Source organism: Pseudomonas sp. NPDC087029 (assembly GCF_044745345.1).
Classification (GTDB): domain Bacteria; phylum Pseudomonadota; class Gammaproteobacteria; order Pseudomonadales; family Pseudomonadaceae; genus Aquipseudomonas; species Aquipseudomonas faucium.
The window spans coordinates 158,658-181,717 of sequence record NZ_JBIVAB010000001.1; the positions used below are offsets into that span (position 1 = coordinate 158,658).

Annotated in this window: 16 protein-coding genes; 13 read left to right on the top strand and 3 right to left on the bottom strand. The window is 64.2% G+C overall.

What is annotated here, in order from left to right:
* Window positions 1-37: 37 nt before the first annotated feature.
* Window positions 38-4,903 (top strand): NAD-glutamate dehydrogenase, encoded by a 4,866-nt coding sequence (locus ACIPG5_RS00755; protein WP_176511848.1) that lies wholly within the window; start codon window positions 38-40, stop codon window positions 4,901-4,903.
* 93 nt (window positions 4,904-4,996) lie between these two features.
* On the opposite strand, the gene ACIPG5_RS00760 is transcribed toward ACIPG5_RS00755, so the two are convergent.
* Window positions 4,997-5,815 (bottom strand): pyruvate, water dikinase regulatory protein, encoded by an 819-nt coding sequence (locus ACIPG5_RS00760; RefSeq protein WP_176511847.1) that lies wholly within the window; start codon window positions 5,813-5,815, stop codon window positions 4,997-4,999.
* Window positions 5,816-5,992: 177 nt separating this feature from the next.
* Between ACIPG5_RS00760 and ppsA the strand changes: the two genes are divergently transcribed.
* From ppsA to ACIPG5_RS00805, 9 genes are all read left to right on the top strand, one after another.
* Complete coding sequence (ppsA, locus tag ACIPG5_RS00765) at window positions 5,993-8,368, top strand: phosphoenolpyruvate synthase (protein ID WP_176511846.1); 2,376 nt, start codon at window positions 5,993-5,995, stop codon at window positions 8,366-8,368.
* 101 nt (window positions 8,369-8,469) lie between these two features.
* A complete protein-coding gene (locus tag ACIPG5_RS00770; protein ID WP_401372845.1) occupies window positions 8,470-9,462 on the top strand; it encodes an alpha/beta fold hydrolase in 993 nt (330 codons plus the stop codon).
* A 183-nt stretch (window positions 9,463-9,645) separates the two neighbouring features.
* Window positions 9,646-10,137: a ribonuclease E activity regulator RraA gene (rraA, locus tag ACIPG5_RS00775; protein ID WP_401372846.1), complete on the top strand. Its 492-nt coding sequence runs from the start codon at window positions 9,646-9,648 to the stop codon at window positions 10,135-10,137.
* A 27-nt stretch (window positions 10,138-10,164) separates the two neighbouring features.
* Window positions 10,165-11,160, top strand: a complete 996-nt coding sequence (locus tag ACIPG5_RS00780) for a zinc transporter ZntB (RefSeq protein WP_176511843.1) — start codon at window positions 10,165-10,167, stop codon at window positions 11,158-11,160.
* A 114-nt stretch (window positions 11,161-11,274) separates the two neighbouring features.
* Complete coding sequence (locus ACIPG5_RS00785; protein WP_176511842.1) at window positions 11,275-11,526, top strand: CrfX protein; 252 nt, start codon at window positions 11,275-11,277, stop codon at window positions 11,524-11,526.
* A gap of 2 nt (window positions 11,527-11,528) precedes the next feature.
* Window positions 11,529-12,353: a mechanosensitive ion channel family protein gene (locus ACIPG5_RS00790; RefSeq protein WP_236235561.1), complete on the top strand. Its 825-nt coding sequence runs from the start codon at window positions 11,529-11,531 to the stop codon at window positions 12,351-12,353.
* Between the two features lie 113 nt (window positions 12,354-12,466).
* On the top strand, window positions 12,467-13,033 hold the full coding sequence (sigX, locus tag ACIPG5_RS00795) for an RNA polymerase sigma factor SigX (RefSeq protein ID WP_033696348.1): 567 nt from the start codon (window positions 12,467-12,469) through the stop codon (window positions 13,031-13,033).
* A gap of 110 nt (window positions 13,034-13,143) precedes the next feature.
* Entirely contained in the window at window positions 13,144-14,181 is a 1,038-nt protein-coding gene (locus ACIPG5_RS00800) for an OmpA family protein (protein ID WP_176511840.1), read from the top strand.
* A 144-nt stretch (window positions 14,182-14,325) separates the two neighbouring features.
* A complete protein-coding gene (locus tag ACIPG5_RS00805; protein ID WP_401372850.1) occupies window positions 14,326-15,351 on the top strand; it encodes a quinone-dependent dihydroorotate dehydrogenase in 1,026 nt (341 codons plus the stop codon).
* 97 nt (window positions 15,352-15,448) lie between these two features.
* On the opposite strand, the gene rmf is transcribed toward ACIPG5_RS00805, so the two are convergent.
* Window positions 15,449-15,664 (bottom strand): ribosome modulation factor, encoded by a 216-nt coding sequence (gene rmf / locus ACIPG5_RS00810; RefSeq protein ID WP_003248687.1) that lies wholly within the window; start codon window positions 15,662-15,664, stop codon window positions 15,449-15,451.
* Window positions 15,665-16,225: 561 nt separating this feature from the next.
* Here rmf and rlmKL point away from each other — a divergent pair.
* Both rlmKL and ACIPG5_RS00820 read left to right on the top strand, forming a co-directional pair.
* On the top strand, window positions 16,226-18,418 hold the full coding sequence (gene rlmKL, locus ACIPG5_RS00815; RefSeq protein ID WP_401372852.1) for a bifunctional 23S rRNA (guanine(2069)-N(7))-methyltransferase RlmK/23S rRNA (guanine(2445)-N(2))-methyltransferase RlmL: 2,193 nt from the start codon (window positions 16,226-16,228) through the stop codon (window positions 18,416-18,418).
* Window positions 18,419-18,511: 93 nt separating this feature from the next.
* Window positions 18,512-20,914 carry a diguanylate cyclase gene (locus tag ACIPG5_RS00820; protein ID WP_401372854.1) on the top strand — a complete coding sequence of 801 codons (2,403 nt, stop codon included), beginning with the start codon at window positions 18,512-18,514 and terminating at the stop codon, window positions 20,912-20,914.
* A 114-nt stretch (window positions 20,915-21,028) separates the two neighbouring features.
* On the opposite strand, the gene dacB is transcribed toward ACIPG5_RS00820, so the two are convergent.
* Complete coding sequence (gene dacB, locus ACIPG5_RS00825) at window positions 21,029-22,492, bottom strand: D-alanyl-D-alanine carboxypeptidase/D-alanyl-D-alanine-endopeptidase (RefSeq protein WP_176517746.1); 1,464 nt, start codon at window positions 22,490-22,492, stop codon at window positions 21,029-21,031.
* A 187-nt stretch (window positions 22,493-22,679) separates the two neighbouring features.
* Between dacB and ACIPG5_RS00830 the strand changes: the two genes are divergently transcribed.
* Entirely contained in the window at window positions 22,680-23,024 is a 345-nt protein-coding gene (locus ACIPG5_RS00830; protein ID WP_176517745.1) for a YggL family protein, read from the top strand.
* Window positions 23,025-23,060 lie beyond the last annotated feature (36 nt).

The window sequence follows — 23,060 nt, forward strand, 5'->3', positions numbered from 1 at the left end:
GCTTCAACTATTACAAAGCCCAAGCGGAGTACCACAGATGGCGTTCTTCACCGCAGCCAGCAAAGCCGACTTCCAGCATCAACTGCAGGCGGCCCTGGCGCAGCACATCAGCGAACAGTCACTGCCACAAGTGGCGCTGTTCGCCGAGCAGTTCTTCGGCATCATTTCCCTGGACGAACTCACCCAGCGCAGGCTGTCGGACCTGGCCGGCTGCACCCTGTCGGCCTGGCGCATCATCGAGCGCTTCGACCCCGAGCAACCGCAGGTGCGGGTGTACAACCCCGATTACGAACGCAACGGCTGGCAATCGACCCACACCGTGGTCGAGGTGCTGCACCATGACTTGCCATTTCTGGTCGACTCGGTGCGCACCGAGCTCAACCGCCGCGGCTACAGCATCCACACCCTGCAGACCACCGTGCTCAGCGTGCGCCGCGGGCCCAAGGGCGAGCTGCTCGAGCTGCTGCCCAAGGGCACCCATGGCGAAGGCGTGCGCCACGAGTCGCTGATGTACCTGGAGATCGACCGCTGCGCCAACGCCGCCGAGCTGAACGTGCTGGCCCGCGAGATCGAGCAGGTTCTGGCCGAAGTGCGCGTGGCCGTGGCCGATTTCGAGCCGATGAAGGCCAAGCTGCGCGAAGTGGTGGCGCTGGTGGAGCAAACCCCGTTTGCCCCGGTGCAGCATGAGAAGGGCGAGGTCAAGGCGTTCCTGGAGTGGTTGCTGGACAACCATTTCACCTTCCTCGGCTATGAAGAATTCACCGTGCAGGGCGATGCTGCCGGCGGCCAGATGCTCTACGACGAGCACTCCTTCCTCGGCCTGCCGCGCCGCTTGCGCGTGGGCCTGACGCCTGAAGAGCTGCGTATCGAAGACTACGCCGTGGCCTACCTGGCCGAGCCGCTGCTGCTGTCGTTCGCCAAGGCCGCGCTGCCTAGCCGCGTGCACCGCCCGGCCTACCCGGACTATGTGTCGATCCGCCAGCTCGACGCCGACGGCAAGGTGGTCAAGGAGCACCGCTTCATGGGCCTGTACACCTCCTCGGTGTACGGCGAGAGCGTGCATGCCATCCCCTACATCCGCGTCAAGGTTGCTGAAGTCGAGCGCCGTTCGGGCTTCGACCCCAAGGCCCACCTGGGCAAGGAACTGGCCCAGGTGCTCGAAGTGCTGCCGCGCGACGACCTGTTCCAGACCCCGATCGACGAGCTTTTCAGCACCGTGATGTCGATCGTGCAGATCCAGGAGCGCAACAAGATCCGCGTGTTCCTGCGCAAGGACCCTTACGGTCGGTTCTGCTACTGCCTGGCCTACGTGCCGCGGGAAATCTATTCCACCGAGGTGCGCCAGAAGATCCAGCAGGTTCTCATGGAGCGCCTCAAAGCCAGCGACTGCGAGTTCTGGACCTTCTTCTCCGAATCAGTGCTGGCACGTGTGCAGCTGATTTTGCGGGTCGACCCGAAAAACCGCATCGACATCGACCCGCAGCAGCTGGAAAACGAAGTGATCCAGGCGTGCCGCTCGTGGCATGACGACTATTCGGCGCTGGTGGTGGAAAACTTCGGCGAAGCCCAGGGCACCAACATCCTCGCCGACTTCCCCAAAGGCTTCCCGGCCGGCTACCGCGAGCGCTTTGCCGCGCACTCGGCGGTGGTCGACCTGCAGCACGTGCTGGCACTGTCGGAGGCCAAACCGCTGGCAATGAGCTTCTACCAGCCGCTGACGCGCCTGGGCGAGCGCCTGCTGCACTGCAAGCTGTACCACGCCGATACCCCGCTGGCGCTGTCGGACGTGCTGCCGATCCTCGAGAACCTGGGCCTGCGCGTGCTTGGCGAGTTCCCCTACCGGCTGCGCCACGCCAGTGGCCGCGAGTACTGGATCCACGACTTCGCCTTCACCTACAGCGAAGGCCTGAACCTGGACATCCAGCAGCTCAACGATGTGCTGCAGGATGCGTTCGTGCATATCGTCCAGGGCGACGCCGAGAACGACGCCTTCAACCGCCTGGTGCTCACCGCCGGCCTGCCGTGGCGTGACGTGGCGCTGCTGCGCGCCTATGCCCGCTACCTCAAGCAGATCCGCCTGGGCTTCGACCTGGGCTACATCGCCAGCACCCTGAACAACCACACCGACATCGCCCGCGAGCTGACCCGGTTGTTCAAGACCCGCTTCTACCTGGCGCGCAAGCTCACCAACGAAGACCTGGACGACAAGCAGCAGCGCCTGGAGCAGGCGATCCTCACCGCCCTGGACGATGTCCAGGTGCTCAACGAGGACCGCATCCTGCGCCGCTACCTGGACCTGATCAAGGCCACCCTGCGCACCAACTTCTACCAGCCCGACGCCAACGGCCAGAACAAGTCGTACTTCAGCTTCAAGTTCAACCCCAAGCTGATTCCCGAGCTGCCCAAGCCCGTGCCGAAGTTCGAAATCTTCGTCTATTCGCCGCGGGTCGAAGGCGTGCACCTGCGCTTTGGCAACGTCGCCCGCGGCGGCCTGCGCTGGTCGGACCGCGAAGAAGACTTCCGTACCGAAGTGCTGGGCCTGGTCAAAGCCCAGCAGGTGAAGAACTCGGTGATCGTGCCGGTCGGCGCCAAGGGCGGCTTCCTGCCACGGCGCCTGCCGCTGGGCGGCACCCGCGATGAAATCGCTGCCGAAGGCGTGGCCTGCTACCGCATCTTCATCTCCGGCCTGCTCGACATCACCGACAACCTCAAGGACGGTGGCGTGGTGCCGCCGGCCAACGTGGTGCGGCACGATGACGACGACCCGTACCTGGTGGTGGCGGCCGACAAGGGCACCGCGACCTTCTCCGACATCGCCAACGGCATCGCCATCGACTACGGCTTCTGGCTGGGCGATGCGTTCGCCTCGGGCGGCTCGGCCGGCTACGACCACAAGAAGATGGGCATTACCGCGCGCGGCGCGTGGGTCGGCGTGCAACGCCACTTCCGCGAGCGTGGCATCAACGTGCAGCAAGACCCGATCACCGTGATCGGCGTCGGCGACATGGCCGGTGACGTGTTCGGCAACGGCCTTCTGATGTCGGACAAACTGCAACTGGTGGCCGCGTTCAACCACCTGCATATCTTCATCGACCCCAACCCGGACCCAGCCACCAGCTTCGTCGAGCGCAAGCGCCTGTTCGACCTGCCGCGCTCGGCCTGGAGCGACTACGACACCAGCATCATGTCCGAAGGCGGCGGGATCTTCCCGCGCAGTGCCAAGAGCATCGCCATCAGCCCGCAGATGAAAGAACGCTTCGCCATCGAAGCCGACCGCCTGACCCCGACCGAGCTGCTGCATGCACTGCTCAAGGCGCCGGTTGACCTGCTGTGGAACGGCGGTATCGGCACCTACGTGAAAGCCAGCAGCGAAAGCCACGCCGATGTCGGCGACAAGGCCAACGACGCGCTGCGGGTCAACGGCAACGAGCTGCGCTGCAAGGTGGTGGGCGAGGGCGGCAACCTCGGCATGACCCAGCTGGGCCGCGTCGAGTTCGGCCTGCAGGGCGGTGCCACCAACACCGACTTCATCGACAACGCCGGCGGCGTGGACTGCTCCGACCACGAGGTCAACATCAAGATCCTGCTCAACGAAGTGGTGCAGGGTGGCGACATGACCGAGAAGCAGCGCAACCAGCTGCTGGGCAGCATGACCGATGAAGTGGCCGGCCTGGTGCTGGGCAACAACTACAAGCAGACCCAGGCGCTGTCGCTGGCCGCCCGCCGCGCCCGCGAGCGGATTGCCGAGTACAAGCGCCTGATGGCCGACCTCGAAAGCCGCGGCAAGCTTGACCGGGCCATCGAGTTCCTGCCGTCCGAGGAGCAGCTGGCCGAGCGCCTGGCGGCCGGCCAGGGCCTGACCCGTGCCGAACTGTCGGTGCTGATCTCCTACAGCAAGATCGACCTCAAGGAGCAACTGCTCAAGTCGCTGGTGCCGGACGACGACTACCTGACCCGCGACATGGAAACCGCCTTCCCGCCGTCGCTGGTCAGCAAGTTCGCCGAGGCCATGCGCCGCCACCGCCTCAAGCGCGAGATCGTCAGCACCCAGATCGCCAACGACCTGGTCAACAACATGGGCATCACCTTCGTGCAGCGCCTGAAGGAGTCCACCGGCATGAGCCCGGCCAACGTTGCCGGTGCCTACGTGATCGTGCGCGACATCTTCCACCTGCCGCACTGGTTCCGCCAGATCGAGGCGCTGGACTACCAGGTGCCGGCGGAAATCCAGCTGACCCTGATGGACGAGCTGATGCGCCTGGGCCGCCGCGCCACCCGCTGGTTCCTGCGCAGCCGGCGCAACGAGCAGGATGCCGGGCGCGATACCGCGCACTTCGGGCCGAAAATCGCCCAGCTTGGGCTCAAGCTCGACGAGCTGCTCGAAGGCCCGACCCGCGAGCGCTGGATGGTGCGCTACCAGAGCTTCGTCGAGGCTGGCGTGCCGGAGCTCCTGGCGCGCATGGTCGCCGGCACCAGCCACCTGTACACGCTGTTGCCGATCATCGAGGCGGCGGATGTCACCGGGCATGAGCCGGCCCAGGTGGCCAAGGCGTTCTTCGCCGTGGGCAGCGCGCTGGACTTGACCTGGTACCTGCAGGAGATCAGCAACCTGCCGGTGGAGAACAACTGGCAGGCCCTGGCCCGCGAGGCGTTCCGCGACGACATCGACCTGCAGCAGCGGGCGATCACCATTTCCGTGCTGCAGATGGCCGATGCGCCGCAGGACATGGACGCGCGCGTGGCGTTGTGGGCCGAGCAGCACCGGGTGATGGTCGAGCGCTGGCGCGCGATGCTCGACGACCTGCGCAACGCCACGGGCACCGACTATGCGATGTATGCGGTGGCCAACCGCGAGCTGGTCGACCTGGCGATGAGTGGGCAGGCGGCGGTGGTGCCGTCCTGATCTTCAGGCTGAAATGAAAAAGCCCCGGCAGTGATGCCGGGGCTTTTTTGTGCCTGTTCTGGCCCTATCGCCGGCAAGCCGGCTCCCACAGGCCTACTTGAACCTGCGCTCCACCCCTTTTTCCACGAGGATCTTCGCCGAAATCTCTTCCACCGAAAAATGCGTGGAGTTGATGTTGGGGATGTTCTCCCGGCGGAACAGGCTCTCTACCTCGCGCACCTCGAACTCGCACTGGGCAAAGCTCGAATAGCGGCTGTTGGGCTTGCGCTCGTGGCGGATGGCGGTCAGGCGGTCCGGGTCGATGGTCAGGCCGAACAGCTTGTTGTGGTGCTTCTTCAGCACTGCCGGCAGCTGCAGGCGCTCCATGTCGTCTTCGGTCAGCGGGTAGTTGGCGGCGCGGATGCCGAACTGCATGGCCATGTACAGGCACGTCGGCGTCTTGCCGCAGCGCGACACGCCCACCAGGATCAGGTCGGCCTTGTCGTAGTAGTGGGTGCGCGCGCCATCGTCGTTGTCGAGGGCGAAGTTCACCGCCTCGATGCGCTCCATGTAGTTGGAGTTGCCGCCGATCGAGTGGGATTTACCCACGGAATACGACGAATGGGCGGTCAATTCCTGCTCGAGCGGGGATAGAAACGTCGAAAAGATGTCGATCATGAAGCCGTTCGAGGTGGCCAGGATCTCGCGGATGTCCTGGTTGACGATGGTGTCGAAGATGATCGGGCGCATGCCGTCGCGCTCGGCGGCCGTGTTGATCTGCTGCACCATGGTGCGCGCCTTGTCCGGCGTATCGATGTACGGGCGGGTGAATTTGTTGAACGGGATGCTCTCGAATTGCGCAAGCAGGCTTTGGCCCAGGGTTTCGGCGGTAATGCCGGTGCCATCGGAGATGAAGAACGCGGTTCGTTTCATTTGCGATCTGGGCCTTAAGCTGATGACGATTCTTGGATATGATAAGTTCGGTTTGCCGAATGCGGCTGTCGGCATTCTCACTTATTTTCCAGGTACAGGCCACAAGCGCCCGGCCAAGTCCAAGCAGGCAGGCGGGCGCCCTTGAGCTTTTCCAATACAGTTAGTGGAGAGATCACCTTGGTAGAGTACGTAGTTTCCCTCGAAAAGCTCGGCGTCCATGATGTAGAGCATGTGGGGGGCAAGAACGCATCCCTGGGCGAGATGATCAGCAACCTCGCAGGTGCTGGCGTTTCGGTGCCGGGCGGCTTTGCCACTACGGCTCAGGCGTACCGCGACTTTCTCGATCAGAGTGGCCTGAACGAGCGCATCCACGCCGCGCTCGACGCGCTGGACGTGGACGACGTCAACGCCCTGGCCAAAACCGGCGCGCAGATCCGTCAGTGGGTCATGGAAGCCGAGTTCCCGGCGCGCCTGGATGCGGAAATCCGCACCGCCTTCGCCGCCATGTCCCAGGGCAACGACAACATGGCCGTGGCCGTGCGTTCCTCGGCCACCGCCGAAGACCTGCCGGACGCCTCGTTCGCCGGCCAGCAGGAAACCTTCCTCAACATCCGCGGCGTCGACAACGTGATCCGCGCGGCCAAGGAAGTGTTCGCCTCGCTGTTCAACGACCGCGCCATTGCCTACCGCGTGCACCAGGGCTTCGACCACAAGCTGGTGGCCCTGTCGGCCGGCGTGCAGCGCATGGTCCGCTCGGAAACCGGCACTGCCGGGGTGATGTTCACCCTCGACACCGAGTCGGGCTTTCGCGACGTGGTGTTCATCACCGGCGCCTACGGCCTGGGTGAAACCGTGGTGCAAGGTGCAGTCAACCCTGACGAATTCTACGTCCACAAGCAGACCCTGCAGGCCGGCCGCCCGGCCATCCTGCGCCGCAACCTGGGCAGCAAGGCGATCAAGATGGTCTATGGCGACGAAGCCAAGGCCGGCCGTTCGGTCAAGACCGTCGAAGTCGAGCGTGCCGAGCGTGCACGCTTCTGCCTGAGCGACGACGAAGTCAACGAACTGGCCAAGCAGGCCATGATCATCGAGCAGCACTACCAGCGCCCGATGGACATCGAGTGGGCCAAGGACGGTGACGACGGCAAGCTGTACATCGTCCAGGCCCGCCCTGAAACGGTTAAGAGCCGCGCCAGCGCCAACGTCATGGAGCGCTACCTGCTCAAGGAGAAGGGCACCGTGCTGGTCGAAGGCCGCGCCATCGGCCAGCGCATCGGCGCCGGCAAGGTTCGCGTGATCAACGACGTGTCCGAGATGGACAAGGTGCAGCCGGGCGACGTGCTGGTGTCGGACATGACCGACCCGGACTGGGAGCCGGTGATGAAGCGCGCCAGCGCCATCGTCACCAACCGCGGCGGGCGTACCTGCCACGCGGCGATCATCGCCCGTGAGCTGGGCATCCCGGCCGTGGTCGGGTGCGGCAACGCCACCCAGATCCTCAAGGACGGCCAGGGCGTCACCGTTTCCTGCGCCGAAGGCGACACCGGCTTCATCTTCGAAGGCGAGCTGGGCTTCGACGTCAAGCAGAACTCGGTCGATGCCATGCCGGAGCTGCCGTTCAAGATCATGATGAACGTCGGCAACCCGGACCGCGCCTTCGACTTTGCCCAGCTGCCCAACGCCGGTGTCGGCCTGGCGCGCCTGGAATTCATCATCAACCGCATGATCGGCGTGCACCCCAAGGCGCTGTTGAACTACGCCGGCCTGCCGGCCGAGCTGAAGGACAGCGTCGACAAGCGCATCGCCGGCTACAACGACCCGGTCGGCTTCTATGTCGAGAAGCTGGTCGAGGGCATCAGCACCCTGGCGGCGGCCTTCTACCCGAAAAAGGTCATCGTGCGCCTGTCGGACTTCAAGTCCAACGAGTACGCCAACCTGATCGGCGGCAAGCTGTACGAGCCGGAAGAAGAGAACCCGATGCTGGGCTTCCGCGGTGCTTCGCGCTACATCAGCGAGTCGTTCCGTGACTGCTTCGAGCTCGAGTGCCGTGCGCTCAAGCGCGTGCGCAACGAGATGGGCCTGACCAACGTCGAGATCATGGTGCCGTTCGTGCGCACCCTGGGCGAGGCCAGCCAGGTCGTCGACCTGCTCGCCGAAAACGGCCTGGCCCGTGGCGACAATGGCCTGCGCGTGATCATGATGTGCGAGCTGCCGTCCAACGCCATCCTCGCCGAAGAGTTCCTCGAGTACTTCGACGGCTTCTCCATCGGCTCCAACGACCTGACCCAGCTGACCCTGGGCCTGGACCGCGACTCGGGGATCATCGCCCACCTGTTCGACGAGCGTAACCCGGCCGTGAAGAAGCTTCTGGCCAACGCCATCCAGGCGTGCAACAAGGCCGGCAAGTACATCGGCATTTGCGGGCAGGGGCCGTCGGACCATCCGGACCTGGCCAAGTGGCTGATGGAACAAGGCATCGAAAGCGTGTCGCTGAACCCGGACTCGGTGCTCGAGACCTGGTTCTTCCTGGCCGAAGGCCAGGGCGCGGCCTGATGCGGTGAAATGCGGGGGTGCGTCTGGCGTGCCCCCGCCTGGTTTTATCCAGGGCGAGCTCCAGCAATGGATCCCGCCCTTTTTTGTGCACCAAGCAACCTATGCAAAGCAGCAGCAATCTATTTCCCGTCGCCCTGCTCAGTGCCGAGCGGCGCGGCGACCTCAGTGAAGACGTGTACCGGATCAAGGCCGGCAACAGCCCTGACCCCAGCGTCGAAATTGCCTTGACCCGCCTGGGCCTGGCCGACCAGGGCGGTGCCCAGGGCGTGCCGGTCATTCTCCTGCACGGCAGTTTTTCCAACCGGCGTTTCTGGTATTCGCCCAAGGGCATCGGCCTGGGCGCCTACCTGGCCCGCGCCGGTTTCGATGTGTGGATCCCGGAGATGCGTGGCCACGGCTTGTCGCCGCGCAATCGCAACTGGAAGCACAACCAGGTGGCCGACTATGCCCGAGACGACCTGCCGCTGATCGCGGCCTTCGTCCAGGAGCAGGCCGGCCAGGCGCCGCACTGGGTGGGCCACTCGTTGGGTGGCACGACCTTGGCGGCGGCATTGGGTGGCGGCTTCCTGCGCGCCGACCAGGTCGCCAGCGCGGCGTTTTTCGGCACCCAGGTCAGCCGCGTCTATTGGCCGCTGAAAGTGCCGCCGTTGACCTGGGGCGCGAAGCTGTTGCTCAAGCGCTGGGGGCAGATTTCCGGGCCGCGGTTCAAGCGTGGGCCGGAGGACGAACCGATCGGCCTGGCCCTGGAAAGCATGCGCTGGCATGGCCTGTTCGGGCGTTTTGGCGACAAGCAGAACGACTGGTGGGCGGGCCTGGCCGAGGTCGATGTGCCGGTGCTGGCGGTGGCGGGAGCCGCGGACTTCCAGGACCCGGTGTGGGCTTGTCGCAAGCTGTTCGATCAGCTCGGTGGCGAGCGCAAGCAGTTTTTGCGCCTGGGGCGCGAGCAAGGTTTCGAGGCGTTCGGGCATGTCGACATGCTGGTGAGCAAGGCGGCGCAGGCGCAGGTTTGGCCGCTGGTGGAGCGTTGGCTGCGGGCGCCTTTGCTTGCTGTGCATGAATCGACGCTGGTGGGCGAGCCTGTACCGGCCAGCTGAGCGTGTGATGTGTAGGCACCCACATTTTCAATGACAGTGGTTTCCCTGTGGGAGCCGGCTTGCCGGCGATAGGGCCGGTGCAGCTTGCGCATAACTGACTGCCCGGTCCCGGATGACTGCAACCGCCTCCCCGGTGTAGCCTTGCCCGACATCCGCTTTCGTTGTGACTGACAGGAGCTTCCCATGCAGCATTACGTAACGCCCGACCTCTGCGATGCCTACCCCGACCTGGTCCAGGTGCTGGAACCGATGTTCAGCAACTTCGGTGGCCGCGACTCGTTTGGCGGCCAGATCGTCACCATCAAGTGCTTCGAAGACAACTCGCTGGTCAAAGAGCAGGTCGAGCTCGATGGCAAGGGCAAGGTCCTGGTGGTCGATGGCGGCGGCTCGCTGCGCCGGGCCCTGCTGGGTGACATGCTTGCCGAAAAGGCTGCCAAAAACGGTTGGGAAGGTTTGGTGATCTACGGATGCGTGCGTGACGTCGACGTGCTGATCCAGACCGACGTGGGTGTACAGGCCCTGGCCAGCCACCCGATGAAAACCGACAAGCGCGGCATCGGCGACCTGAACGTGGCCGTGACTTTCGCCGGTGTGACCTTCCGCCCGGGCGAGTATGTGTACGCCGACAACAACGGCGTGATCATCTCGCCAAGCCCGCTGAAAATACCGGAGTGACGCGCCCCGCGCGCTGATGGAGCTTTGATGTTCGAGGAAGACAACGCGCAGTGGGGGCTGGTGCATGCCCTGGTGCTCGATGGCAAAGGCGGCGCGCGCTCGATCGCCCGGACCGAGCTGGGCGGCCTGCAATTGCAGCCACAGGAGAGCCTGTGGCTGCACTGGGACCGCAGCCATCCACAGACCCGCACCTGGTTGCTGCAGGAAAGCGGCCTGAGCGAGTTCGCCTGTGACCTGCTGCTGGAAGAAAACACCCGCCCGCGCTTGCTGCCCATGGTGGGGGAGCAGCTGCTGCTGTTTCTGCGCGGGGTCAACCTGAACCCGGGCGCCGAGCCCGAGGACATGGTTTCGGTGCGCATCTTCGCCGAGGCGCAACGGGTCATTTCCCTGCGCCTGCGGCCGTTGCGCGCCAGTGACGAGGTGCTGCAGCTGCTGAGCGAGGGCAGGGGGCCGACATCGGCTTCCGAGCTACTGCTGCTGATGGGTGAACTGCTCACCGAGAAGGTCCAGGCACTGGTCAGCGACCTGTCCGAGCTGGTCGACCTGGAAGAGGAAAAGGTTGAATCCGACGAACGGTATACGCCTGAGAACGGCAGCCTGCAGCAGATTCGCCGTCGCGCTGCCGGCCTGCGGCGTTTCCTGGCGCCGCAGCGGGAAATCTACGCACAGCTGTCGCGCAGCAAGTGGAGCTGGTTCGCCGAGGCCGATGCCGACTACTGGAACGAGTTGAACAACAGCCTGATCCGCTACCTCGAAGAGCTCGAGTTGACCCGCGAGCGGGCCGCGCTGGTGCTGGAAAGCGAGGACCGCCGGCGCAGCGAGCGGATGAATCGGACCATGTACCGCTTCGGCATCATCACCTGCATTTTCCTGCCCATGAGCTTCATCACCGGGCTTCTGGGCATCAACGTGGGCGGTATTCCGGGCGCCGAGAACCCGTATGGCTTCCTGTTTGCCTGCGCCATCGTGCTGGCGCTGGCGGTCGGGCAGTGGTGGCTGTTCCGGCGGTTGCGGTGGGTCTAGTGGGGCAGGGGGCCGTACTGGCAAGCCTCGCGCATTTTGAGACACGCGTCCTAACCGGATGTGTGACCCGTCGCCCGGCGCTCTCGTCTCTGACTGATACTGCGCGAGGTGCCCATGCACGATCCGTTTGAACAATCCCTGCGTGACCTGCTCAAGGCATCGCCATCCGGTGAAGACCGGGACGATGCCGCGTGCCTGGGTCGCGTGCTGAAAACCGCCAACCGCCAGGTTGGTGCGGGCGATCTGTTCAGCCTGCTTGGCCGTTGGAGCCAGGCGCTGCTGATTGCCGTGAACAATGGCTCGGCGCATGTTGCGCCTGTACGTCGTAACGCTGCCGCTGGCAGCAAAGCTGATAAGGCCGATTGAATATGGAACTCGATCTCTGGACCCAGAGCCTGGTCACCGCGATGACCGCCCTATGGACCAAGGTAGCGAACTTCATCCCCAACCTGTTCGGCGCGCTGGTCGTGGTGCTGCTCGGTTTCGTGGTGGCCAAGCTGCTTGATACGCTGCTGTCGAAACTGCTCGCCAAGTTCGGCCTGGACCGCCTGATGGCCGGTACCGGGCTGACCAAGATGCTCGGCCGGGTGGGCATCCAGGTGCCGATCTCGACCCTGATCGGCAAGATCGTCTACTGGTTCGTGCTGCTGATCTTCCTGGTTTCGGCCGCCGAGTCGCTGGGCCTGGAGCGCGTCTCGGCCACCCTCGACATGCTCGCCCTGTACCTGCCCAAGGTGTTCGGCGCGGCGCTGGTGCTGCTGGCCGGCGTGCTCCTGGCGCAGGTCGCCAATGGCCTGGTGCGCGGCGCTGCCGAAGGCATTGGCCTTGAGTACTCGGCGGGCCTTGGGCGCATCACCCAGGGCCTGGTGATCATCATCAGCATCTCGGTGGCCATCAGCCAGCTCGAGGTCAAGACCGACCTGCTGAACCATGTGATCGTCATTGGCCTAATTACCGTTGGTCTGGCCGTCGCCCTGGCGATGGGCCTGGGCAGCCGCGAAATTGCCGGGCAGATTCTGGCCGGGATCTACGTGCGCGAACTCTTCCAGGTCGGCCAGCAGGTGCGAATTGGAGAGGTCGAAGGGCAGATCGAGGAGATCGGTACGGTCAAGACGACAGTGCTGACCGATGAGGGTGAGTTGGTGTCGCTGTCCAACCGCGTGCTGCTCGAGCAGCGCGTGAATAGCCGCTAACCGCACAAAAGCTGTTAATGTATGCCGCCGCAAAAATCGGCCCGTGGGGCTGAGCGGCGACATTGACCTGACTGTCGGCCAGATCCGTTTTGAATAAAGTTCATTCGCCGCCCATGCGTTACGACCCCCGCGAGCTCACCGACGAGGAGTTGGTGGCGCGTTCGCATGAGGAGCTGTATCACGTTACCCGCGCCTATGAGGAACTCATGCGGCGCTACCAGCGGACCCTGTTCAACGTCTGTGCACGTTATCTGGGGAACGACCGGGATGCCGACGATGTCTGTCAGGAGGTGATGCTGAAGGTGTTGTACGGTCTGAAGAACTTCGAGGGTAAATCCAAGTTCAAGACCTGGCTCTACAGCATCACCTACAACGAGTGCATTACCCAGTACCGCAAGGAGCGTCGCAAACGCCGGTTGATGGATGCCTTGAGTCTTGACCCTGTTGAAGAGGCGTCTGAAGAAAAGGCTCCGAAGCCGGAAGAAAAGGGCGGGCTGGACAAGTGGCTGGTGCATGTGAACCCGATCGACCGGGAGATTCTGGTGCTGCGATTTGTCGCAGAACTGGAATTTCAGGAAATCGCCGATATCATGCACATGGGCCTGAGCGCTACGAAAATGCGCTACAAGCGCGCGCTAGACAAGCTAAGAGAGAAATTTGCAGGCCTGGATGAAACTTAGCGGCTTGTAAATATCTCTAACGAATCGGCGAGTTCTGCTAGACTTGCCGTCGAGTTGTCCCCCGGATGTTGGTGGGACTGCTTAACTATCACCAGATGGGGATTTAACGGATGAAATTGAAAAACACCTTGGGCTTGGCCATTGGCTCGCTCGTAGCCGCTACTTCGTTCGGCGTTCTGGCTCAAGGCCAAGGCGCAGTCGAAATCGAAGGTAACGTTACCAAGCAGTACTACGACAGCGAGCGTAACTTCAAGAACGACGGCACCAATCCTGGTGTTCGCCTCGGTTACTTCCTGACCGACGACGTCTCCCTGGACCTGGGCTACAACGAGACTCACAACGCTCGTGGCGAAGTCTTCAACAAAGACATCAAAGGTTCCAAGGCTAAGCTGGACGCTACCTACCACTTCGGTACCGTCGGCGACGCACTGCGTCCGTACGTTTCCGCTGGTTTCGCTCACGAGAGCCTGGGTCAGGCCACTCGTAGCGGCCGTGACCACTCCACCTTCGCCAACGTTGGCGCTGGCGCCAAGTGGTACATCACCGACATGTTCTTCGCCCGTGCCGGCGTTGAAGCCATGTACAACATCGACAACGGCAACACCGAGTGGGGCCCATCCGTTGGTGTTGGTCTGAACTTCGGTGGCAGCGGTGGCAAAGTTGCTCCTGCTCCGGCTCCAGTTGCTGAAGTCTGCTCCGACAGCGACAACGACGGCGTGTGCGACAACGTCGACAAGTGCCCGGACACCCCGGCCAACGTCACCGTTGACGCCGATGGCTGCCCAGCTGTTGCTGAAGTCGTTCGCGTTGAGCTGGACGTCAAGTTCGACTTCGACAAGTCGGTCGTCAAGCCTAACAGCTACGGCGACATCAAGAACCTGGCTGACTTCATGAAGCAGTACCCACAAACCACCACCGTGGTTGAAGGTCACACTGACTCCGTGGGTCCAGACGCTTACAACCAGAAGCTGTCCGAGCGTCGTGCCAACGCTGTCAAGCAGGTCCTGACCCAGCAGTACGGCGTAGAATCCAGCCGTGTTGACTCGGTTGGCTACGGCGAAACCCGTCCGGTTGCCGACAACGCCACCGAAGAAGGCCGTGCTATCAACCGTCGCGTTGAAGCTCAGGTAGAAGCCCAGTCCAAGTAATTGGCCTGAAGCTTCAATGAAAAACCCGGCCTAGGCCGGGTTTTTCTTTGCCTGCGATTTGCGGGTGCGTATGCCAAGGCCCTGTCATGGTGAGCGCGTGCTGGCTATAATCGCACCCTCATTCACCCCGAGCCTTGCCCGCCCATGTATACCCTGGCCCGCCAGCTGCTGTTCAAGCTTTCTCCGGAAACCTCCCATGACCTGTCCCTGGACCTGATCGGCGCCGGTGGCCGCCTGGGGCTCAACGGCGTGTTGTGCAAGCAGCCAGCAGCGTTACCGGTGACGGTGATGGGGTTGAATTTCGCCAACCCGGTAGGCCTGGCCGCGGGCCTGGACAAGAATGGCGCGGCCATCGACGGCTTTGCCCAGCTGGGCTTCGGCTTCGTCGAGATCGGCACCGTGACCCCGCGCCCGCAGCCGGGCAACCCCAAGCCACGCCTGTTCCGCCTGCCGCAAGCCACTGCGATCATCAACCGCATGGGCTTCAACAACCTGGGTGTCGATCACCTGCTGCAGCGTGTGCGCGCCGCGCGTTACAACGGCGTGCTGGGCATCAACATCGGCAAGAACTTCGATACCCCGGTGGAGCGTGCTGTCGACGACTACCTGATCTGCCTGGACAAGGTCTACACCGCGGCCAGCTACATCACCGTCAACGTCAGCTCGCCGAACACCCCGGGCCTGCGCAGCCTGCAGTTCGGCGACCCGCTCAAGCAGCTGCTCGATGCCTTGGCCGAGCGCCGTGAGCAATTGGCTACCCGCCACGGCAAGCGCGTGCCGCTGGCGATCAAGATCGCCCCGGACATGAGCGATGAAGAAACCGCACTGGTGGCGGCGGCGCTGATGGAGTCGGGAATGGACGCGGTGATTGCCACCAACACCACCCTCGGCCGCGAAGGCGTCGAGGGCCTCGCTCATGGTGGCGAAGCGGGCGGCCTGTCGGGTGCGCCGGTGCTGGAAAAGAGCACCCACATCGTCAAGGTGCTGGCCGGCGAGCTGGGCGGCAAGCTGCCGATCATCGCCGCAGGGGGCATCACCGAAGGCCGTCATGCGGCAGAGAAGATCGCTGCCGGCGCGAGCCTGGTGCAGATTTACTCGGGCTTCATCTATAAGGGCCCGGCGCTGATCCGTGAAGCGGTGGATGCGATTGCTGCGATGCCGCGGGGCTAACCTGCAGGCATAAAAAAGGGCCCCATCTAGGGGCCCCTGGGCCTTAGCCCGCCGCCCGGATGGGGCGTGCATGGTAACTCGAATTCAGTGTCCTCGATCAGCCAACGGCGTGATTTTCGTTGAGTCTATGGATGCCAGCGGTGCCAGTCATTCCGTCCCAGTTATCACCGCGACCTTCGCGCCAGCCGTTGATCCAGGCTTGGCGAACAGAAGGAAGATTGAAGGGGCAAAGTTCGCGGGATTTGCCGGTAACCCCGTATTGGTAGCCACGTGAATATGCTCTTTCCAACGGATCACGCTTAAGTCTTCTCATAGGGTGTTGCCCTCACTTGTTGACTGTAATGTCCCGTCGGCCTCTCCGAGGCCGGGCAGAGTCTTTCTGCCGGTGTGCGCCCGCTGCCGGCGTGGCGGGCTGAAGGTGCCGCCTCGTTGCGAAGCGGCCTGAGACCAGTTCTAACGAATGCAGGTCACAGAGGGAATGATCGATTTGTCATAAGCACGTAACCTTTCCAAGGGTCAGGGGATAAGTAAATAAATGCGACTCAACCTTGTTTGGCCTTGAGCCCGCTATGGCTGGGGTTTGCTGAGAGTTGACGTCATTTCGCCAGCGTGGCGCCCTGATGACAGAAATATTTGGTAATGCGACGAAGGGTCACGCCTGATCCTCGCTCGCCAGAAATTATTCGTACTGCCTGATGATCTAAGCTGTTCCTGCCACCCGGCGAGCGGCAGATCGATCAGGCGGCCCGGCCGGCCCGCTGCCATGAGGCAGGGGCGAAGGCCACTCGGACGCTTGCTGGAAAGGCGTTCGGGCAAACATCGGCGGGCGATGCGTCGCCTCGTCACTCAAATAGCCCAAGGCTCTGGAATACACATGTCGGACCGTTTCGAACTCTACCTCACCTGCCCCAAAGGCCTTGAAGGCCTGCTTGCCGAAGAGGCCAAGGGCCTTGGCCTGGACGAAGTGCGCGAGCACACCTCGGCCATCCGCGGCACCGCCGACATGGAAACCGCCTACCGCCTCTGCATCTGGTCGCGCCTGGCCAACCGCGTGCTGCTGGTGCTCAAGCGCTTCTCGATGAAAAACGCCGACGACCTGTACGACGGCGTGCATGCCCTGGACTGGGCCGACCACCTGGCCGCCGACGGCACCCTGGCGGTGGAATTCAGCGGCCACGGCTCGGGCATCGACAACACCCACTTCGGCGCACTCAAGGTCAAGGATGCGATCGTCGACAAGCTGCGCAACCGTGAAGGCCTGCGCCCGTCGGTGGAGAAGGTCGACCCGGACGTGCGGGTTCACCTGCGCCTGGACCGTGGCGAGGCGATCCTGTCCCTCGACCTCTCCGGCCACAGCCTGCACCAGCGCGGCTACCGCCTGCAGCAAGGCGCCGCGCCGCTGAAGGAAAACCTCGCCGCCGCCGTGTTGATCCGTGCCGGCTGGCCGCGCATTGCCGCCGAAGGCGGCGCGCTGGCCGACCCGATGTGCGGTGTGGGTACCTTCCTGGTCGAAGCGGCGATGATCGCCGCCGACATCGCCCCCAACCTCAAGCGCGAGCGCTGGGGCTTCAGCGCCTGGCTCGGCCATGTGCCGGCCACCTGGCGCAAGGTGCATGAAGAAGCCCAGGCCCGTGCCCAGGCCGGCCTGGCCAAGCCGCCGCTGTGGATCCGCGGCTACGAGGCCGACCCGCGGCTGATCCAGCCGGGGCGCAACAACGTCGAGCGCGCAGGCCTTGGCGACTGGATCAAGATCTACCAGGGCGAAGTGGCCAGCTTCGAGCCGCGCCCGGACCAGAACCAGAAGGGCCTGGTCATCAGCAACCCGCCTTACGGCGAGCGCTTGGGCGATGAAGCCAGCTTGCTGTACCTCTACCAGAACCTCGGCGAGCGCCTGCGCCAGGCGTGCATGGGCTGGGAAGCGGCGGTATTCACCGGGGCCCCTGAGCTGGGCAAGCGCATGGGCATCCGCAGCCACAAGCAATATGCCTTCTGGAACGGCGCGCTGCCGTGCAAGCTGCTGCTGTTCAAGGTGCAGCCCGACCAGTTCGTCACCGGTGAGCGTCGCGACGCCCAGGGTGACAACGGCGAGGCGCGCAGCCCGGCAGCCGTGGCCAGCGAGCCGGCACGCCTGTCGGAAGGTGCGCAGATGTTCGCCAACCGCCTGCAGAAGAACCTCAAGCAGCTGGGCAAGTGGGCCCGCCGCGAGCAAGTCGACTGCTACCGCTTGTACGATGCCGACATGCCCGAGTACGCCCTGGCGGTCGACCTCTATCAGGATTGGGTGCACGTGCAGGAATACGCCGCGCCGCGCTCGATCGACCCGGAAAAGGCCCAGGCACGCCTGCTCGACGCCTTGGCGGCCATCCCCCAGGCACTGAACATCGACCCGCAGCGCGTGGTGCTCAAGCGCCGCGAGCGGCAGGCCGGCACCCGCCAGTACGAGCGCCAGGCCACCGAAGGGCGCTTCCTGGAGGTCAAGGAAGGCGGTGTGAAGTTGCTGGTCAACCTTACCGACTACCTCGACACCGGGCTGTTCCTCGACCACCGCCCGATGCGCATGCGCATCCAGCGAGAGGCCGAAGGCAAGCGCTTCCTCAACCTGTTCTGCTACACCGCCACGGCCACCGTGCATGCGGCCAAGGGTGGCGCGCGCAGCACCACCAGCGTCGATCTGTCGAAAACCTACCTGGACTGGGCGCGCCGCAACCTGGCGCTGAACGGCTTCTCCGAGCGCAACCGCCTGGAGCAGGGGGATGTCATGGCCTGGCTGGAAGGCAACCGCGACAGCTACGACATGATCTTCATCGACCCGCCGACCTTCTCCAACTCCAAGCGCATGGAAGGGGTGTTCGACGTGCAGCGCGACCATGTGCAGTTGCTCGACCTGGCCATGGCGCGCCTGGCCCCGGGTGGCGTGCTGTACTTCTCCAACAACTTCCGCAAGTTCCAGCTAGATGAGCACCTGGCGGCGCGCTACGTGGTGGAAGAAATCAGTGCCCAGACCCTGGACCCGGACTTCGCCCGCAACAACCGCATCCACCGGGCCTGGCGCCTGCAACTGCGCTGAAGCGACCAGCGTGATTGCATAGCTAATGGCCAATAGCTATAACTCAGCACAGGGCCGGACAATCGCAGGACGCTGACGTGACGAGATCGATCTATGTCGAAGTATGGCGTGCGTGCGAAGGTGATGGGCCTGTGCCGCGAGGCGCTGGCTGCCTGGGCCGTGGCCCTGGTGGCGCTGGTGGCCGGCGGCTTGCTGTCGGCCGGCCTGGCGTTGGCCACCCAGGCGTTCTACAAGCAGCAGTTGCGCCAGCGCTTCGAGTTGCTGGCCAGCGAGCGCTATAGCCGCATCGCCGAGCGCTTCGACGACCAGGAGCAGCGCCTGGACAGCCTGCGGCGCTTCTTCAGTTTCTCCAACGAGATCACCCCCGGCGAATTCGACGGTTTCGCCGGCCCGCTGCTGCGCCGCACCCAGGCCTACTCCTGGGCACCACGCGTCGAGCAGGGGCAGCGGGGCGATTTCGAACGCCAAGCCAGCGCCAGGCTCGGGCAGCCCTATGAGATACGCGACCTGGATAGCCAGGGCAATTGGCAGGCGGCGCCGCCTCGCGATCACTACTTCCCGGTGCTCTACACCCAGGCTACGCAGCAGCAGGGCCAACCCTACGGGCTCGACTTGCGCGGCCAGCCGGTGCGCGAGCAGACCCTGCAGCGTGCGCTGTTGCCGGGCAGCATGGCGGTGTCCGAGCCGCTGGACATGATCAACGTTGCCGCGGGCTACAGCCGCGGGCTGCTGATGGTCGCGCCAGTTTTCTCCGACAAGGCCCCGGGCGAGGCGCAAGGCGCACCCGCCGGTTACGTCATGGCCCTGCTGAACCTGCGGCAATTGATCAGCGATGGCCTGCCATCGGCCGGCGAGGACAACCTGGTGGTGCGCATCATCGACCCCAGCGGGCGCGATGGCCACGAAGTGCTGTTCGACTCAGAGAACCCGCCGGCCCCCTTGGCGCTGCTCAGCAATCAGTTGCTGCACCTGGCTGACCACCACTTCCAGCTCGATATCCGCCCAAGCCAGGTGTTCATGCAGGGCAACCGCTCCTCGGCGGCGCTGGCGGTGGGGCTTCTCGGCGGCCTGCTGAGCCTGCTGCTCAGTGCCTTGCTCTACAACCTGTTCAGCCAGCGGCAACGCGCCCTGAAGCTGGTGGAGCAGCGCACCGCGCAGCTGCGTGTCAGCGAGCAGTCACTGCGCGACACCCACAACCAGTTGCGCAGCGTGCTGAACGCCGCCACCCAGGTGGCCATCATCGCCACCAGCCTCAAGGGCGTGGTCAGTACCTTCAACGCCGGTGCCGAGCGCATGCTCGGCTACCAGGCGGGCGAGGCGGTAGGGCAACTGCGCCTGGAATACCTGGTGCTGCCTGAGGAGCTCAACCAGCGCGCCCACGCCCTGAGCCTGCGCTACGGGCGGCACATCGCCGGTGGCCAGGCGATGTTCGCCGATACCCTGCAGGAGGGCGGCGCCGAGCCCAGCGAGTGGACCCTGGTGCGCAAGGACGGCAGCCAGCTGCTGGCCAACATGCTGGTCACCGCGGTGCTCGATGAGCAGGGGCTGTGGGTGGGTTACCTGGCCATTTGCATCGATGTCACCGAGCGGCGCCGCGTGCACGAGGCGCTGGCGATGCGTGACCGGCTCTTGGAGAAGCTCAGTGCGCAAGTGCCGGGGGGCATCTACCAATATCGGCTGGATGCCGATGGCCATTCCTGCTTCCCCTATGCCAGCCAGGGCATGTTCGAGATCTACGAAGTCGACCTGCAGCTGCTGCGCGAGGATGCCACGGCGGTATTCGAACGGATTCACCCCGACGACCTCGAGCACGTGCGCCGCTCGGTGCGCTATTCGGCCGAGCACCTGACGCCGTGGCGCGAGGAGTATCGCGTGTGCCTGCCACGTGCCGGCTTGCGCTGGGTGCGCGGCGAGGCGACGCCGGAAGTGGGCGAGGCGGGCTGCACGCTCTGGCATGGCTACCTCACCGACATTTCCGACCTCAAGGGCGTCGAGGAAGACTTGCGCACGCTGTCGGTGACCGATTCGCTCACCGGCATCCACAACCGCCGCTATTTCCAGGAGCGGCTGAAGGCCGAACTGGATCGCGCCCAGCGTGACAATCAGGACCTGGCCGTGATCATGCTCGATATCGACCACTTCAAGCGCATCAACGACCAGTATGGCCATGCCGTGGGCGACCATGTGCTGCGCAGCCTGTGCCAGCGCATTGGCCACCGTTTGCGGCGTACCGACGTGTTCTGCCGGCTCGGTGGTGAGGAGTTCATGGTGCTGTGCCCGGGCAGCAATGCCGAGCAGGCGCGGATGTTGGCGATGGAGTTGTGGCAGGGGGTGCGCAGCGTGCCGGTCGACGGGGTGGGCAGGGTGACGGCGAGTTTTGGCGTGGCGGGGTGGCGGCCGGGGGAGGGCGCCGATGCCTTGCTGTTGCGGGCGGATGCGGGGGTGTATGCAGCCAAGCAGGCGGGCAGGGACCGGGTCGAGGGAGAGCTGGGTTGATGCCGCTCGTGGTCCCCTCGCCAGCAAACCGGCTCTCACAGGTACTGCGCTGTTGTTGAAGCCAGCGCGGTAGCTGTGGGAGCCGGCTTGCCGGCGAGGGGCCCAGCCGTTGAATCAGGGCGCGACGGCGGCCGTGCTGTCGGCCGTCTTCGGCTGGCGATACAGGTCCAGCAGCACCTGGTCCAGCACCTGCGAGGCGCCCCACGGCTTCGGATCATTGAGGATCGCCGCCACAGCCCAGGTGTTGCCATTGCTGTCGCGGCTGAAGCCGGCGATGGCGCGCACGGTGTTCAGGGTGCCGGTCTTGATGTGGCCTTCGCCGGTCAAGGCGGTGCGCTTGAGGCGCTTGCGCATGGTGCCATCCATGCCCACCAGCGGCATCGAGCTGATGAATTCGGCCGAGTATGGGCTCTTCCAGGCCGCCTGCAGCAGCGCCGCCATTTCGCGGGTGCTTACCCGTTCGGCGCGGGACAGGCCCGAGCCGTTTTCCATCACCAGGTGCGGGGCGGTAATGCCCTTTTTCGCCAGCCACTGGCGCACCACCCGCTGGGCGGCGCGGGCGTCGTCGCCGTCGGCGTCGGTGCGGAACTGCGCACCCAGGCTCAGGAACAGCTGCTGGGCCATGGTGTTGTTGCTGTACTTGTTGATGTCGCGGATCACTTCCACCAGGTCTGGCGAGAAGGCCCGGGCCAGCAGGCGCGCGCTCTTGGGCACGTTCTCGATGCGGTCACGGCCCTGGATGGTGCCACCCAGTTCGTTCCAGATCGCCCGCACCGCACCGGCGGCGTAGGTCGGGTGGTCGAGCAGCGACAGGTAGGTCTGCGAATTGCAGCCATCGCCCAGCTGGCCGCTGACCACCACGCTGATGCCATCCGGCTGCGGCACCGGGTTGTAGCGCACATCGCCGGTGCATTGCTTGGAGGCCACGGCCTTGACCTGGTTATCGATGCGGATGCTGGCGATCGGCGGCTCGACCGCCACGGTCACCTTGCCGCCGTCGTTGCGGGCGACGAAGCGCAGGGCCTTGAGGTTGACCAGCAGGGAGTCGGGCTTGACCAGGAACGGCTTGTTGACATCGCCACCATCGTCATTGAACTGCGGCAGGTTGGGCTGCACGAAATGGCTGCGGTCCAGCACCAGGTCGCCGGTGACGGTGCGCACGCCGTTGGCGCGCAGGTCACGCATCAGCAGCCACAGCTTCTCCATGTTCAGCTTCGGGTCGCCACCGCCCTTGAGGTACAGGTTGCCGTTGAGCACGCCGTTGCTCAGGGTGCCGTCGGTGTAGAACTCGGTTTTCCACTGGAAGGTCGGGCCAAGCAGCTCGAGCGCGGCATAGGTGGTGACCAGTTTCATGGTCGACGCCGGGTTCACCGACACATCGGCGTTGAACACGGTCGCCGTGCCGGGGCCGTTCAGCGGCAGCATCACCAGAGACAGTGCGTTGTCCTGCAGCTTGTTGGCCTTGAGCGCCTGCTGCACTTTGGGTGGCAGGGTGGTATTGACGGTTGCCGCCTGGCTGGGCAGTGCGAACGGCAGCAGCAGGCCGGCGAGAACGAAGGGACGAAGCGTTTTGATCATAAGAGATTAATACCCTGCGCACGAGGGAAAAGGAGATTGGGGCTGTAAGAAGTGATGACCCCAGAACGAAATATAGTGCGCATTATGCCCCAAGCGCAGCGCTGATGCGCCACGTTCGACGGAAAAGCGCCGTTGCCCTGCGGAAACTGTTAAAGTGCCGCGCGTAATTACTCAAGAGGATTGTTTCATGGCTACCAACCGTTCCCGTCGTCTGCGCAAGAAACTGTGCGTGGATGAATTCCAGGAGCTGGGTTTCGAACTGAACCTGGGTTTCAAGGAAGACCTGTCTGACGAAGCCATCGATGCCTTCCTCGACGCCTTCCTCGCAGAAGCCATGGATGCCAATGGCCTGGACTATGTCGGCGGCGATGATTTCGGCCTGGTGTGCTCGGCCAAGCGTGGCTCGGTCAGCGAAGAACAGCGCGCTGCCGTCGAAGCCTGGCTCAAGGGCCGCAGCGAACTGACTAGCATCGAAGTCAGCCCGCTGCTGGACGCCTGGTATCCGGAAAAGCCGATCAACCCGGCTTCCTGATGCACGCTTGAGCGCCCGCCCGCACGGGCGGCGTTC

What these genes read in the sequence shown, in the direction of transcription:
- ACIPG5_RS00755 (WP_176511848.1), top strand. Translation starts at nt 38, where the DNA reads ATGGCGTTCTTCACCGCAGCCAGCAAAGCCGACTTCCAGCATCAACTG.
- rlmKL (WP_401372852.1), top strand. Translation starts at nt 16,226, where the DNA reads ATGTCGGACCGTTTCGAACTCTACCTCACCTGCCCCAAAGGCCTTGAA.
- ACIPG5_RS00780 (WP_176511843.1), top strand. Translation starts at nt 10,165, where the DNA reads ATGTTCGAGGAAGACAACGCGCAGTGGGGGCTGGTGCATGCCCTGGTG.
- ACIPG5_RS00770 (WP_401372845.1), top strand. Translation starts at nt 8,470, where the DNA reads ATGCAAAGCAGCAGCAATCTATTTCCCGTCGCCCTGCTCAGTGCCGAG.
- ACIPG5_RS00760 (WP_176511847.1), bottom strand. Translation starts at nt 5,815, where the DNA reads ATGAAACGAACCGCGTTCTTCATCTCCGATGGCACCGGCATTACCGCC.
- ACIPG5_RS00805 (WP_401372850.1), top strand. Translation starts at nt 14,326, where the DNA reads ATGTATACCCTGGCCCGCCAGCTGCTGTTCAAGCTTTCTCCGGAAACC.
- dacB (WP_176517746.1), bottom strand. Translation starts at nt 22,492, where the DNA reads ATGATCAAAACGCTTCGTCCCTTCGTTCTCGCCGGCCTGCTGCTGCCG.
- ACIPG5_RS00800 (WP_176511840.1), top strand. Translation starts at nt 13,144, where the DNA reads ATGAAATTGAAAAACACCTTGGGCTTGGCCATTGGCTCGCTCGTAGCC.
- ACIPG5_RS00830 (WP_176517745.1), top strand. Translation starts at nt 22,680, where the DNA reads ATGGCTACCAACCGTTCCCGTCGTCTGCGCAAGAAACTGTGCGTGGAT.
- ACIPG5_RS00820 (WP_401372854.1), top strand. Translation starts at nt 18,512, where the DNA reads ATGTCGAAGTATGGCGTGCGTGCGAAGGTGATGGGCCTGTGCCGCGAG.
- rmf (WP_003248687.1), bottom strand. Translation starts at nt 15,664, where the DNA reads ATGAGAAGACTTAAGCGTGATCCGTTGGAAAGAGCATATTCACGTGGC.
- rraA (WP_401372846.1), top strand. Translation starts at nt 9,646, where the DNA reads ATGCAGCATTACGTAACGCCCGACCTCTGCGATGCCTACCCCGACCTG.
- sigX (WP_033696348.1), top strand. Translation starts at nt 12,467, where the DNA reads ATGCGTTACGACCCCCGCGAGCTCACCGACGAGGAGTTGGTGGCGCGT.
- ACIPG5_RS00785 (WP_176511842.1), top strand. Translation starts at nt 11,275, where the DNA reads ATGCACGATCCGTTTGAACAATCCCTGCGTGACCTGCTCAAGGCATCG.
- ACIPG5_RS00790 (WP_236235561.1), top strand. Translation starts at nt 11,529, where the DNA reads ATGGAACTCGATCTCTGGACCCAGAGCCTGGTCACCGCGATGACCGCC.